13 protein-coding genes are annotated in these 13,681 nt (G+C 74.8%); 9 read left to right on the top strand and 4 right to left on the bottom strand.

Annotated features, from left to right (window positions below):
- The first annotated feature begins 100 nt into the window (after positions 1-100).
- A complete protein-coding gene (locus ACHZ99_RS18290) occupies positions 101-2,980 on the top strand; it encodes an ATP-binding protein (RefSeq protein WP_420305699.1) in 2,880 nt (959 codons plus the stop codon).
- A 10-nt stretch (positions 2,981-2,990) separates the two neighbouring features.
- On the opposite strand, the gene ACHZ99_RS18285 is transcribed toward ACHZ99_RS18290, so the two are convergent.
- A complete protein-coding gene (locus ACHZ99_RS18285; protein ID WP_420306052.1) occupies positions 2,991-3,443 on the bottom strand; it encodes an iron chaperone in 453 nt (150 codons plus the stop codon).
- Positions 3,444-3,722: 279 nt separating this feature from the next.
- On the opposite strand from ACHZ99_RS18285, the gene ACHZ99_RS18280 reads away from it, so the two are divergent.
- Positions 3,723-4,109 (top strand): SH3 domain-containing protein, encoded by a 387-nt coding sequence (locus ACHZ99_RS18280; protein WP_420305698.1) that lies wholly within the window; start codon positions 3,723-3,725, stop codon positions 4,107-4,109.
- A gap of 82 nt (positions 4,110-4,191) precedes the next feature.
- On the opposite strand, the gene ACHZ99_RS18275 is transcribed toward ACHZ99_RS18280, so the two are convergent.
- Positions 4,192-5,217, bottom strand: a complete 1,026-nt coding sequence (locus tag ACHZ99_RS18275) for a squalene/phytoene synthase family protein (protein ID WP_420305697.1) — start codon at positions 5,215-5,217, stop codon at positions 4,192-4,194.
- Between the two features lie 663 nt (positions 5,218-5,880).
- Here ACHZ99_RS18275 and ACHZ99_RS18270 point away from each other — a divergent pair.
- The 5 genes from ACHZ99_RS18270 (at position 5,881) to ACHZ99_RS18250 (ending at position 10,406) form a co-directional block, all read left to right on the top strand.
- Positions 5,881-6,468: a hypothetical protein gene (locus ACHZ99_RS18270; RefSeq protein ID WP_420305696.1), complete on the top strand. Its 588-nt coding sequence runs from the start codon at positions 5,881-5,883 to the stop codon at positions 6,466-6,468.
- 134 nt (positions 6,469-6,602) lie between these two features.
- The gene (locus tag ACHZ99_RS18265) at positions 6,603-7,244 is read left to right on the top strand and encodes a superoxide dismutase family protein (protein ID WP_420306051.1); all 642 of its coding nucleotides are present in this window, start codon (positions 6,603-6,605) and stop codon (positions 7,242-7,244) included.
- A gap of 13 nt (positions 7,245-7,257) precedes the next feature.
- Entirely contained in the window at positions 7,258-8,148 is an 891-nt protein-coding gene (locus ACHZ99_RS18260) for a DUF3152 domain-containing protein (RefSeq protein ID WP_420305695.1), read from the top strand.
- Between the two features lie 530 nt (positions 8,149-8,678).
- Entirely contained in the window at positions 8,679-9,371 is a 693-nt protein-coding gene (locus ACHZ99_RS18255) for a transglutaminase-like domain-containing protein (protein WP_420305694.1), read from the top strand.
- 261 nt (positions 9,372-9,632) lie between these two features.
- Positions 9,633-10,406 carry an indole-3-glycerol-phosphate synthase gene (locus tag ACHZ99_RS18250; RefSeq protein ID WP_420305693.1) on the top strand — a complete coding sequence of 258 codons (774 nt, stop codon included), beginning with the start codon at positions 9,633-9,635 and terminating at the stop codon, positions 10,404-10,406.
- 9 nt (positions 10,407-10,415) lie between these two features.
- Here ACHZ99_RS18250 and ACHZ99_RS18245 read toward each other — a convergent pair whose 3' ends face one another.
- A complete protein-coding gene (locus ACHZ99_RS18245) occupies positions 10,416-10,814 on the bottom strand; it encodes a VOC family protein (protein ID WP_420305692.1) in 399 nt (132 codons plus the stop codon).
- A 69-nt stretch (positions 10,815-10,883) separates the two neighbouring features.
- Here ACHZ99_RS18245 and ACHZ99_RS18240 point away from each other — a divergent pair, with 69 nt between their 5' ends.
- Entirely contained in the window at positions 10,884-11,153 is a 270-nt protein-coding gene (locus ACHZ99_RS18240) for a hypothetical protein (protein ID WP_420305691.1), read from the top strand.
- Between the two features lie 42 nt (positions 11,154-11,195).
- Here the strand turns inward: ACHZ99_RS18240 and ACHZ99_RS18235 are convergent, their stop codons facing one another.
- A complete protein-coding gene (locus ACHZ99_RS18235; RefSeq protein WP_420305690.1) occupies positions 11,196-13,013 on the bottom strand; it encodes an alkyl/aryl-sulfatase in 1,818 nt (605 codons plus the stop codon).
- Positions 13,014-13,222: 209 nt separating this feature from the next.
- On the opposite strand from ACHZ99_RS18235, the gene ACHZ99_RS18230 reads away from it, so the two are divergent.
- Positions 13,223-13,495, top strand: a complete 273-nt coding sequence (locus ACHZ99_RS18230; RefSeq protein WP_420305689.1) for a hypothetical protein — start codon at positions 13,223-13,225, stop codon at positions 13,493-13,495.
- Positions 13,496-13,681: the final 186 nt, after the last annotated feature.

Here is a 13,681-nt window from a genome sequence, read left to right as displayed (position 1 = left end):
CCGCCCCGGTCGCCGTCGTCCACAGCCTCGCCCCGCCCGGCTCCGTACCGCCTCCGTGCTGACCACGGAGAGCACCTCGGATCATGCGGATAATGAGGTGATGTCCACGCCGCCCGTGTCCGCCCGCGAAGCCGAGGTGCTCGCGCTCCTCGGCGAGCACCTGAGCAACGCCGAGATCGCCGGGCGCCTCTTCATCTCCGTACGCACCGTCGAATCGCACGTCTCCTCGCTGCTGCGCAAGCTGCTCCTGCCCGACCGCCGCGCCCTCGCCCGGCACGCCGGCGCGTCCGCCCGCGCCGACCGGGCGGCCGGACCGGTGCCCGCGCTGCCCGCGCCGCTGACGCCGTTCGTCGGCCGTACGCGCGAGCGCGCCGAGCTGGCCGCGGCGGTACGGGCCCACCGGCAGGTGACCGCGGTCGGCCCCGGCGGGGTGGGCAAGACGCGGCTCGCGCTCGCGGTGGCCGGCGACCTGGCCGGCGAGTTCCCCGACGGGGTGTGGTTCGCCGACCTGGTCCCGGTCACCGACCCGGCCCGGGTGGGCGCCGCCGTCGCCGCCGCCGTGGGCGCCGGCGAGCAGCCCGGGCGCGACGTGGACGACGCCGTACCGGCCGCCCTCGCGGACCACGACGCCCTGCTCGTACTCGACAACTGCGAGCACGTACGCGACGGGGTGGCGCCGTTCCTGGAGCGGCTGCTCGCGGCCTGCCCGCGGCTGCGCGTGCTCACCACCAGCCGCGCCCGCCTCATGGTGCCCTTCGAACGGGCCGTGCCCGTGCCGCCGCTGTCCCGCGACGGCGGCGACGAGTCGGACGCGGTGGCCCTGTTCATGGACCGGGCCGCGGCGGTCGGCTTCCCGCCGGGGCCGGGGGCGAGCGCCGGCGTCCTGGCCGTCTGCGAGCGGCTCGACGGCATGGCGCTGGCGATCGAGCTGGCGGCGGCGCGCTGGTCCACGCTCGGCCTCGACGGCCTCGTCGGCGGCCTCGGCGACCAGCTGCAGATCCTCAGCGGCGGCGCCCGCGCCGACGACCGCCACCGCTCGGTGCGCGCGGTGCTCGACTGGAGCCACGACCTGCTGGCGCCCGAGGACCAGGCGCTGCTGCGCCGGGTGTCGGTGTTCGCCGCGCCGTTCACCGCCGCGGCGGCGGCCGAGGTCGCCGGCCACGGCCCGGAGGGCACCGCCGCCGTCGCCGACGGCCTCGGCCGGCTCGCCGAGCAGAGCCTGCTGTCCGTCACCCCGGCCGCGGCCGGCACCCGCTACCAGGCGCTGGAGATCATCCGCCAGTACGGGGCCGACCGGCTCGCCGCCGCCGGCGAGCTGCCGGCCGTACGGGCCCGCCACCTCGGCTGGTGCACGGCCGCCGGCGCCGAACTGGCCGGCGACGCGGGCCCGGACTGGCGCGCCCGGTTCGACGACCTCGCCGAGGACCTGCGGGTCGCGCTCAACTGGGCCGCCGGACAGCCGGAGCGGCGCGCGGACGCCCACCGGCTCGCCCTGACGCTGGCCGGTCTCGCGCTCACCCGCAACCTGCTCGGCGAGGCCCAGCAGCGGTACGAACAGGCCGCCGCCCTCGCCGACGAAACCGCCCTCGCCGACGAAACCGCCACCGCCGACGCCCCCGACGACGCACCCGGCACCCCCGGCGCCGCGGCCGCCGCCTCGGCGCTCCGGCACGCCGCGGCGGTGGCCGGCCTCCGCCGCCTCGGCGACGACCTGTACCGCCTCCACCGCGCCGCCGCCGACGCCGCCCGCCGGGCCGGCGACGCCCCCGGCGCCGGCCGCGACCTCGCCGAGGCCGCCACCGCCGCGTACCGCTTCTCCACCTCCTTCACCCGGCTCCCCGCCGCCGCCGAGGTCACGGAGCTGCTCGCCCGCGCCCGCGAGCTGGCCGGCGAGGACCCGCGCGCCGTGGCGGCCGTGGCACTCGCCGAAGCGGCGGTTCTCACCGACGCGTACGGCGCGTTGCAGGGAGCCGCGGACAACGAGGCGGACGCGACGATCGAGCGCGTCGAATGCGCCGTCGAACTGGCCCGGCGCGCGGACGACCCGGTGACGGAGTCCGCCGCCCTCGACGCGCTGTCCGGCGCCCTCAGCTGGGCCGGCGACGCCTTCGCCACCGCCTCCGCGACCCGCCGCCGCTACGAGGTCCTGGCGCCCCTGCCGCCCACCCCCGCCGTCGTCCACGAGCGGATGGACGCCCTGGCCATGTCCGCCGCCACCGCCGTCGGCGCCGGCGAACTGGACCTGGCCCGCCGCCGGGGCGGGGAACTCGCCGATCACCCCCTGCTCGCCGAGGCCGGCCACCACGCCACCACCTGGCTGCTCGTCGCCGACGCCCTCGCCGGCCACGCCGACGAGGCGCTCGCCCACGCCGTCCGGTTCCGCGACTCCCTGGAGCAGAGCGGCCGGCAGCAGTCGCTGTCCCTCGGCGCCGCCGCCGCGTCGGTGGCGATGGTCCACGGGCTGCGCGGCGACCACGAAGCCCGCGCGGACTGGCTCGCCGTCGTCGACCGCGCGGACACCACGCCCGAGCACCGGCACGGCTACGGCGCCGTCTTCGACGCCACCGTCCTGCTCCACCACGGCGACGCGCAGGCGGCGCTGGCGCGGGTCGCGCCCCCGCCCGAGGACGTGTGGAAGTGGGTGTGCTGGGTCTGGCTGCACTGGTACGCCGCGCTGCGCGCGGAGACGGCGGTGCTCGCCGGCCACCCGGACGCCCGGAAGCGGATCGACGCGGCCCGCGCCGTCGTCGCCGGGAACCCGGTCGCCGCCGTCCAGGTCGACCGCGCGGAGGCGCTGCTCGACGGCGACCTGCCGCGGCTGCCGGCCCTCGCGGCGGCGTTCGGCGCGGCGGGCAGCCCGTACCAGCAGGCGCGCACGCTGCTCCTCGCCGGCGGCCGCGAGCACACCGCCGTCGGCGAGGCCGCGCTCGCCGCGCTCGGCCTGGCGCCGCAGGCCGCCGGCCGCCCCCGCGGCGGATAGCCCGTCGGCCTTAGCCGACCGCCTGCTTCACCAGCGCGGCGATCCGCGCCTCCACCTCGTCCGTCACCCCGGTCAGCGCGAACGCCGCCGGCCACATCGTGCCCTCGTCCAGCTTCGCCTGGTCGCTGAACCCGAGCGTCGCGTAGCGGGCGTTGAACTTCCCCGCGCTCTGGAAGAAGCACAGGACCTTGCCGTCCAGCGCGTACGCGGGCATGCCGTACCAGGTCCGCGGCGCCAGCTCCGGGGCCGTGGCCGTGACCACCGCGTGAACGCGCTCGGCCATGACCCGGTCCGAGTCCTCCATCTCCGCGATCTTCGCGAGCACGTCCCGCAGCGCCTCCGCCGCCTTGTCCGCCCGCGTACCGCGCCGCGCCGCCTTCTTCTGCTCCCGGGCGTGCTCCTTCATCGCGGCCCGCTCCTCGTCCGAGAACCCCGCGTACGCGCCCGTCTCGCTCTTGCCCATGTCCACTCCCGTGCTCTCGGCTCCCACCGCCCGGTCCTTCACCGGGCCGGTTTCCGTGCCCACAGCCTCGCCCCGCGGCGCCACGGAACGCCTCCGTGCCGGCCACGGAAACCACCACGGACACCCGCTCCCGCGCGCCCGTACCGCTGCCCGGATTGGGCTGGACGGGGGGCAGTTGGGTGTGTCTGTACGCAATGCGGCGGTACCGCCACCGGCTTCTCCTACGGTTCTCACGTTCCTCCCGGCTCTGGTGCGCTGCACCGCGAAAGGAGATCCCCGATGTCGATCCGCAAGGCCGCCGCCGGCCTGGTGGCCACCGCCGCCCTCACCCTGGGCGCCCTCGCCGCGACGCCCCCGCCCGCCGCCGCCGACTCCGAGGGGCAGAAGGCGGAGGCGGCGCAGGCCGCCGACGGGCGGCACTACCCGTACCGGGGCAGGGTGCTCGGCAACAACGGCGTCAACAAGCGCGCCGAGCCGACCACGCGCAGCAGGATCGTCGGCTGGGCGGGATCCGGGTCGATCGTCCGCATCCAGTGCAAGGTGATCGGGCAGAACGTGCTGGGCAACAACAGGTGGTACCGCGTGCCGGTGCGCGGCGGCGGCCACGGCTACATGTCCGCCCGCTACGTGGTGAACCTGGACCAGATTCCCTTCTGCCGGCGGTGACCCCGCCGGGCCCGCCCCGCTGCCACGCCCGCCCGGCCGGTCCACCCGGCCGGGCGTTCGCGCGCCGCGCGGCCGCGGCCCGTCAGGCGGGGCCGTCCCCGCCGGCCCGCTGCGCGGGGACGCGGGGGAGGCGGTGGGGGTGGGCGCGGCGGTGCCGGAGCGTGCGGAGGTACGAGCGGGCCGTGCTGCCCCCGGCCCGGGCGGACCACAGCAGGCGGGTGCTGCGGCGCCGGCGGAAGACGTCGTAATCGTCGCGGACCAGGTCGGCCAGCACCGTACGGCCCAGCTCCAAATACTGCCGCGGCAGCTCCTGGCCGGACGGGTGCACCCGGCGGTGCCAGCCGTCCGCGAGCCGGAAGAAGCGCCGGACGCGGTCGGCCTCGAACCGGACCGCCGCCTTCAGCGGCGCCGTCATACGCCGCCGCGCGGCCGCGGCGACGAGGTCGTCGCGGCTCAGCCCGTGGCGCCGGAGGTCGGCGAGGGGCAGGTAGACGCGGCCCAGGGCCGCGTCCGCCGCGATGTCGTCGAGGAAGTCCAGCATGGAGATGCCGTAGCCCAGGGCGACGGCCTTCACCGTGGCCTCGTCGTCCACGGGCTCCAGCAGCGTGTTGACCCAGATGCTCATGTCCCCGCTGACGGAGCGCAGATACAGCTCCAGGTCCTCGAACGTCGCGTACGAACTGGTGTCCAGGTCCGTGCGCAGCGTACGCAGAAAGCGCCGGACCCCCTCCGGATCCATGTCCCAGGTGCGGACCGTGTGGGCCAGCGCCCGGCAGATCAGCACCGCCTCCGCGGTCACCGGCCCGGCACCCGTGCCGAAGGCACCGGCGGAACTCCGGTCGATGCGGCGCAGCGCCTCGTGCCGGAGCGCGTCGAACCGCTCGCCCCGGTCGCGGAAGCTGAGCTCGGTGGTGTCGAGAACATCGTCGGCGTACCCGCAGAACGCGAGCATCGCGTCGTAGTACGGGCGCTTACCGGGCGGCAGCAGAAAGCGCGCCACCGGAAAGGACGCGGTGTTGCGGCGCCGCAGGTACCGGCCGCAGGCGCCGTACGCGGCCTCGGCCCGCGTGCCGCGCAGCCCGGCGGCGGACAGCTCGTGGGCGAACACCCTGCACCTCCCCTTCCGCCGGCGCCGCGCCGGCCGCGAACCCCCCGGGGCCCTCCGCCGCGCGTGCACCCACGGGCCGACTCTGCTTTGGTTACCCATAGCATCATCACGAACACCGAAAGTGAGAGACGGGTGCACCAAAGCGCCCCCACGACGCCCCCGCGCCCCCTGACCGCGCCGCCGTCGGGCCGCCGCCGCCCCCCGGCTGCTTCACCCGGACGGGCCACCCCCTCCACCAGCCGTACCTCCCCGCCCACGTCGACCCTGAGCTGCGCCGATGCCCCTACCGGCAGCCGGCGGGGGCCGCGCCTTGGGGTGCGGCACGCCGCATGGGCCGTTCTCCTCGAAGCAGCGGCAAGCCCCCGCCGGTACGCCCGGATGCCGCACCCGGCACCGCCCTTGGAGGCCCCCATGCCCTGCATATCCGCCGCGGCCGCGGTCGCGGCCGCGCTCGCCGAGCCGGGGTGAAGCCCTCCGTGCGGCACCCGCCGGGCTTGACCCCTCCGTGGGCACGAGCGCCGACACCGGTGGGTGCCGCGCGGAGTTCCTGGGCCAATGCGGTGACGCACGCCGTGGCGCGGCCAGGTAACAGCCCTGGATAACGCACGCGAAAAGTATGTTATGCACCTAATCGTCCACTCTGCGCATGCGAGCGATGGGGCCATGAAGAAACTCACGAAAATCCTTGATCTGCCGCTGGTTCAGCGGTTCCTGGGCAACCGCTGGGCGATCGGAGCGGCGTGCGCCCTCATGGTGGTCACGGGGGTGGTGGCCGCCATGCTGACGGCCGGCGGACCCGAACCGGCGAGCGACGCCAAGCCCTCCGTACGCGACGAAGCCGCCCAGGGCGCCAAGCCCGGCAAGCAGGCGAACCAGAAGGAGGCCGCCGCCGGGGGGCAGCGGCAGGACTCGGCGAAGGCCGGCGGGCGGGCCCCGGCGAATTCCGCCGGCAAGCACCACCCGCAGCGCCGGCCGTCCCACGGCGGACCCCGGCTCGGCACGTCGTTCGACAACGGCACGGTCTTCGTCGGCGGCGCCGTCGCGCCCGGCACGTACGCGACGCAGGGCTCCAACGGCGACCCCGGCGGCTGCGAGTGGTCGCGGCTGGCGGACAACGGCGGCGAGCTGGTACCGATCATGAGCGGCTCCACCTGGGGCCCGGCGCACCTCACGGTCCACGACGGCGAGTACGTCCGCAGCAGCGGCTGCCAGACCTGGAAGCGCACCCACTCCACCGGCACGCACAAGTAGCAGGCGCCCCGCCCCGCCCCGCCGCTCCCGCGTCACCCGGACGCCACGCGCGTACGACGCGACCGCCACCGCCCTCGCCGCCAGTGTGGAGGCGTACGTACAGGCGCGCGGAGCGGCGGCGAGGAGTGGTGACGATGCGGACGGTGGCGGGCGGCGCGGCGAGAACGGCGAAGGCGGTGACGCGACGCCGGACCCGGGCGGCGCTGGCCGCCGTGCCCGCGGCGGTGGCGCTGCTGGCGACCGGGACGCCCGGCGCCGCGCCCGCGGCGGCCGCGCCGGGCGACGTCCCCGACGTCGTCGCGCGGGAGGCGCACTTCGTGCCGCCGCGGCACGCCGAACCGGGCGACGGCCTGACGTACGACACGACACTGGTGCCCGCGGGCGCCGGCATCACCGTCGTGGAGGTCGCGCGGGAAGGTACGACGAGCGTCCGGCTCGGCCTCAGCGGCCTGCGGCCCGGCCGAACCTACGGGGCACACGTCCACACCGCGCCCTGCGGCCCCGACCCCGCCGCCGCCGGACCGCACTACCAGAACAGGCCGGACCCCGAGCCGCCGTCCGCCGACCCGGAGTACGCCAACCCCGAGAACGAGGTGTGGCTCGACTTCACCACCGACGACCGCGGGAGTGCGTACGTCTCGGCGCGGCAGGACTGGCGGTTCCGGGCGGGCGAGGCACGGTCGGTCGTGGTGCACGAGCACGCCACGATGACCCACCCGGGCGCGGCGGGCATGGCGGGCGCGCGGCTGGCGTGCCTGTCCGTGCCGTTCGAGTAGCGGGGGGCCAGGGGTGACCGGCGCCACCCGCTCGATGACGCGCCTCGCGGCGGTCGCGGCGGCGCTCGCGCTCCTCGGCGCCGCCGCGACCGCGGCCTGGCTCTTCGCGCTCCCCCCGGACCTCGTCCCCGACGCCCTGCGCCCCCACGCGCCACGGGACGCGACCGCCGACGCCGAACCGCCGCCGGTGGACCGGCAGGCGTCCGGCTTCCACGTGCCGTACCGCCCGCCGGAGTCGGGGCTCCGGCACAGCTCCGGCTTCGCCGCCGGCGGCTCGGCCGAGATGCCCGACCTCGGTGACCTGCGCTACCGGCGGCGGATGGGGGAGACGTTCCCGATCCCCGCCCGCCTGCACGGCCCCGGCACCTTCGAGACCGTCCCCGGCCGCGACCCGGCCCCGGGCGCCGGCCCCGTCGTGCGCTACCGCGTCGACGTCGAGGACGGCGTGCCCCTGGACGGCCGGCTGTTCGCCCGGGCCGTACACGACACCCTCAACGACCCCCGGAGCTGGGGCGGGAACGGAAAGCGGACCTTCGAACGCGTCCCGGCCGGACCCGCCGACTTCGCCGTCACCCTGGCCAGCCCCGGCACCACCGCGGACTGGTGCGCCAGGTCGGGCTTCGACACCACCGTCGACAACGTCTCGTGCGACTCGGGCCTCACCGAGCGCGTCCTGATCAACGCCTTCCGCTGGGCCCAGGGCTCCAGCACGTACGGCGACGACATCCGCGGCTACCGCCGCATGCTCCTCAACCACGAGGTCGGCCACCGCCTGGGGCAGTTTCACGACTACTGCGTACGGGACGGCGCGCGCGCCTCCGTCATGATGCAGCAGACGCTCACCCTCACCACCGGCGGGGCGACGTGCGAGACGAACCCCTGGCCCTACCCCGACCGGGGCTGACCGCAGGCCCGCCCTCGACCACCGTGGAGCGAGCCGAAGACCGGCTACCGGCCACCCGGACAGCGCCGTTCGAGATGCGGCCCACCGCCATCCGTTCCCATCCTGAGTACGGGCGGACAACTCGTCGGACAGGAACACGGAGGACTCCCGCATGGCTCTCCCGCTCGCCGAACGAATAGCGACGGCCGCGCGGCGCCACCCGGAGAACCCCCGTCGTCGTCGCCGCGAAGTCGCCCGAGACCGCCGCCGACCTGCTCGCCTGCCTGCCGTATCGAACGCCCGGAGCTGGTGCCCGCCGCCGACGTGGCGGACAAGCCGCTGCACCGGCGCCCTCGTACTGTCCGACCCGCGTGCCCTCACCGCGGGCCTGCCCCTCCGCCCCCGTGCACGTCTGGGGCGGCAACGGCTCCACGGCCGCGTACGGCCTCGACCAGGAGCCGCGCGGCGCCGTCGCCGGACACAGAGACCCCGTACAACCGGATGGCCGCGACGCCCGGCCTGGGCCGTGCCGCCCGACGCGGAGGGACACGATGACGACGACTGACCTGGAAAGCGCGCTCGCCCCCACCGAGTTCCTCGACTCCGACGCCCCCGAAGTCCGCGACTTCGTCCGCCGCACGCTGCCGGAGGACGGCCTGGACAGCAGGGACACGGCGGTACGCCTTTACTACGCGGTGCGCGACGTCATCAACTACGAGGTCTACGGGGTGGACCTGTCCCGCACCGGCGTCAGCGCCGCCCACGTGGCCCGTACCGGCAAGGGCATGTGCGTCCACAAGTCCGTCCTGTACGCCGCCGCCCTGCGCGCCGCGGGCATCCCCGCGCGGCTTGTCCTCACCGACGTGCGTAACCACCTGTCCTCACCCGCGCTGCGCAAGCTCGTCGGCGGGGACGTCTTCACCTACCACACCTTCACCACCGTCCACCTCGACGGCACCTGGGTGCGCGCGACCCCCGTCTTCAACCGGCTGCTGTGCCGGCTGTACGGCATGCGCCCGCTGGAGTTCGACGGCACCGCCGACAGCGTCCACCACCCCTACGACGACGACGGCACGCGGTACCTGGAAGTCGTCCGCGAACACGGGGAGTTCGACGACCTGCCGTACGAGAGGCTCATCGACGGCATGCGCGGCGCCCACCCCGGCATCTTCGACGGCCCCGAAAGCACCCGGCTGGTCACCGGTTCGCTGCACGCCGACGCCGCCACCCGGCGGAAGGGCTGAACATGTGCGGTTCAAGCTGTGTGGGGCATCACCACGGTCGCCAAAGCGCGGATGCCGGCCGGGGGCCCCTGGCACGGGGCACCTTCCGGCCCGTACGACCTCCCGCTCGGCGACGTAAGGATGCTCACCGCCGCCCGCTTCGAACCCGTCCTCGTCACCCTGCTCAACGCCCCCGCACAGGCTCGCCGCCGTCGCCGGACCCGCCGGGACAGTCCAGCCGCACGGCTGCCTCACCCCCGCCCGGCTCGCAGGAGGAACAGCATGCCCCACCACGCTGACACGACCGGCAGGAACGCCGCCGCCCAGCGCTTCGGCGACGCCCTGGCGGTGGCGGAGCTTCCCGTGATCATGGAGATCAAGCAGTCCGGGGCGGACGGCGACGACCTGCTCCAGGGCCGTACCACCGCCGATCTCGTGCGCCGCTACGAGGACCTGGGCGCGCCCGCGCTGTCCGTCGTCACCGGCACCTGGTTCGGCGGCACCGCCCGGCTCCTCGACGAGACGGTCGCCGCGACCGCGCTGCCCGTGCTCGTCAAGGACTTCTTCACCAAGGAGAAGCAGATCAGACGGGCCGCCGAGGCCGGCGCGGCGGCCGTGCTCCTCACCGCCACCATCCTGCCGAGCCGGCTCATGACGACGCTGGTCGACGCCTGCCTGGACCACGGCCTCACGCCGTTCGTCGAGATCACCGCCGCCGCCGAGCTGTCCGCCCTCACCCGCGCCGAGACCTGCGTCGTCGCCGTGCACGACAAGGACATCCATCGCCCCGAGAGCGACGACCCCGACCTGAGCCGCAGCCACGACCTGCTGCCCCACGTCCGGGCCACCGGCACCCCCCTCCCCGTCAGCGCCGGCGGCATCGCCACCCCCGCGGAAGCCGCCGCCCTGCTCGCGGCCGGCTACCGCGGCCTCCTCATCGGCACCGGACTTCTCCGCACGGAGGACCTCGACGCGTGGCTCGGCGAACTGCGCGCACTGCTGCCCGCCGCCGACCCGGCACGGCCGGCCACACTCGACGTACCCACCGCCGGCTAGCCGCGCCCCTCAGTCGCCCGCGCCCTCCGACAACGACCGCACCCGGGACCGCAGCAGACAGAACTCGTTCCCCTCGGGGTCGGCCAGCGTGTGCCAGCCCTCCTCACCGGTCTGGCCGATGTCCACGTGCCGGGCGCCGAGCGCCAGCAGCCGCTCCAACTCGGCCTCCTGGTCGCGGTCGGTGGCGTTGACGTCGATGTGCAGCGGCAGCTTTCCCCTGCGCGGGTCGCTCGTCCGGCTCAGCACCAGGGTGGGCTGAGGCCCGCCGAAGCCGGCGTCGGGCGGCCCGATCTCGATGGTGTCGTCGTCCCGTTCGAGTTCCACGTATCCGAGGACCTCGCTCCAGAACGCGGCGAGCCGCTCCGGGTCGGCGGCGTCGATGACCAGCTCAGTGATACGGCATGCCATGCCCGCCAGCTTACGGGCCGCACCGCCGCCGGCCCCGGATTGTCGGTGGCGGCTGAGAGGCTGGGGGACATGGACAGGGACGAGGAGCTGCTGCGCGGCCGGGTCTACGGTACGGATCACGACGACCCGCACCCGGGACCCCGCCCGGGCCGGGACTACGCCGAACTCGTCGGCGGCCCCCTTGACGGGCTGCTGCTCGACATCACCGGCTGGAGTGCGCAGGAGACCGCCGCCGGAGCGGCCCTGCCCACCGAGTTGGGACGCTTCGGCGCCGGCGGCCGCGCCACCTACGCCCCAGGCGCCGGAGGACGCTGGACCTGGACCGGCGACATAGCCTGAGCACCGTACCCGCGACGGGTCCGGCCCGCCGAGCCCACGCCCTCAGGGAGTGACGACGGCGAAGTCCGGATCGGGCCGGTCGAGAACGGCCAGCAGGGTACGCAGCACGCCCAGGTCGCCCATGTGCTCGATGTCCTCGGGATCCTCACCCGCCAGCAGCGCGAGCAACTGCCCCTTCACCAGGGTCAGCGACACGTCGGCCGGCTCGGCGGGCGGGCCGTCGAGGCGGTGGTGGGTGAAGGCGCCGTGGGAGAGCGTGGCGCGGTGGCGCTCCCCGACATCGGTGACGTGCCAGTCCAGAGTGAGGCGCAGGTCCCACGCCCGAGGGCCGTCGACGAGGATCGCGACCGAGTCGAGCAGCTGCTCGACGCTGAGAGCGGCCATCATGGTGCCCGCGGCGAGCTCGGTGTGGCGGACGCCTTCGCGCAGCTCCCGGGCGCCGACGAGGTAGCAGTTGCGCCAGGTGGCGCACTCGGCACCGTGGCCGAGCCGCTCGAAGACGTCGGCGAGCGCGTTCCTGGCCCCGGTGTGGTCGGGGTCGGCGAAGACGGCGTGCTTGAGAAGTTGAGCGGCGAAACGCAGGTCGCCGCCGTCGGCGTAGGTCCCGGCCTTGGCCACCACGGCGTCGACGCCGCCCATGCAGTCGGCATAGCGCCGGGCCGACTCGGCGGGCGGGTGTTCCCACAGCGACGCCGGGTGACCGTCGTACCAGCCGAGATAGCGCTGATAAACGGCTTTGACGTTGTGGCTGACGGTGCCGTAGTAGCCGCGGGTGTGCCACGCCGCCGCCAGCGACGGCGGCATCTCGATGATCTCGGCGATCTCGGTGCCCGTGTGCCCCTGGTTGGCCAGGCGCAGCGTCTGGTCGTGCAGGTAGGCGTACAGGTCACGCTGTTCGGTCAGGAAGCCGCGCATCGCCTCCTGCCCCCAGGTCGGCCAGTGGTGGGAGGCGAAGAGCACATCGGCCCGGGCGGCGAAGAGCCGCAGCGCCTCGTCGAGATAGCGCGACCAGACCCGCGCGTCGCGGACGAGCGCGCCGCGTAGCGTCAGGATGTTGTGCAGGTTGTGGGTGGCGTTCTCGGCCATGCACAGCGCGCGGTGGTCCGGCAGGAGGAAGTTCATCTCCGACGGCGCCTCGGTACCGGGCGTCATCTGGAAGACGAACCGCACCCCGTCGACCGTCTCGGTCTGCCCGGTGTGGGTGACGTCCCGGGTGGCGGGCAGCAGCGCGGGGGTACCGGTGGAGGCGGTGAAGCCCAGCCCCATGCCCACCAGCCCCGCGGGCCCGCGCTCCAGGTTCATCCCGCCGTAGTAGAAGCCGCGGCGCAGCATCGCCGTGCCCGCGTAGACGTTCTCCGCCACCGCATGCCCCAGGTATCCGGCCGGGGCGAGCACCGGCACGTCCGCGTCCGGATCCAGCACGCCGAGGACACCGCCGAAGTGGTCGATGTGCGAGTGCGTGATGACCACACCGGTGACGGGCCGCTCCCCGCGCTGCGCACGGTACAGCTCCAGCGCCGCGGCGGCGGTCTCCCGCGAGATCAGCGGATCCACCACGACGACCCCCCGGTCGCCCTCGACCAGCGTCATGTTCGACAGGTCGTACCCCCGCACCTGCAGCACGCCCTCGGCCACCTCGTACAACCCGGCCCGCGCGCACAGCTTCGCCTGCCGCCACAGGCTGGCGTCGACGGTGTCGGGATGACCACCGTCGGGAAACGCGTCGAGGAACCGGGTGTCGTCGAAGTCCCACACCACCCGCCCGTCCGCGGCCCGGACCTGCCGCTCGGCAGGCCCGGCAAGGAATCCGCGGTCGGCGGCCTCGAAGTCCGCGCGGTCGCCGAGATCGGGTGTGGCCATACGCGTCCTCCCACGGGTGAGCGCCCTGCCCCCAGCCTCAGCCCGCGGCACACCGCCGACCTCCCGGCCGCGCCGTCCGGGTGACACCTGACGGTCCGAATCCTTGTGGTCCTGTCCCGGTCATGTCACCAAACAGTCACACCGCGGGACACCGATGGCCGGAGTCCGACAAGATTCACCGGTCCGAACACGTATTTGCTAGGGGAATCATGCACAAGCGCATTGCCCGTGCCTCCGTTCTCGCTGCGGCCGCGGCGGCCCTGACCTTCGCCGTATCCGGATGCAGCGACAGCGGGGGGGATGAGGCGGCCTGCAAGGAGGCCATCGCCGAGGAGTTCAAGAAGGCTCAGGCGGGCAAGGATGTCAGCGACGACCGCCCGAGCGAGTGCGAGGGCATCAGTGACGAGACCGGCGAGCGCCTGGTCGAGGAGGTCACTAAGGAAGAGATGAAGGGCCTCGAGGACTCCCTCGACGCTCCCTGATCGTGATCGGAGCCCGTCTGGCGCGGAGGGCACGCATGCCCTTCGCGCCGGGCGGGCGTCTGCGTCGCCCTTCGTCTGTCCGGCGGAGGTGCCTGACTCGTTCGGGCGGATCCGCACCCCGGGACGCATGATCACAACCCCGGTGCGAGCCTCCGTGCATGACCAAGATCGCCCGCAGCCAGCCGC

Origin of the sequence: Streptomyces sp. MAR4 CNX-425 (genome assembly GCF_048656465.1) — a bacterium.
Classification (GTDB): Bacteria; Actinomycetota; Actinomycetes; order Streptomycetales; family Streptomycetaceae; genus Streptomyces.
The sequence above is the reverse complement of the archived record's forward strand: the minus strand, read 5'-3'. Positions and strand labels throughout refer to the sequence as shown.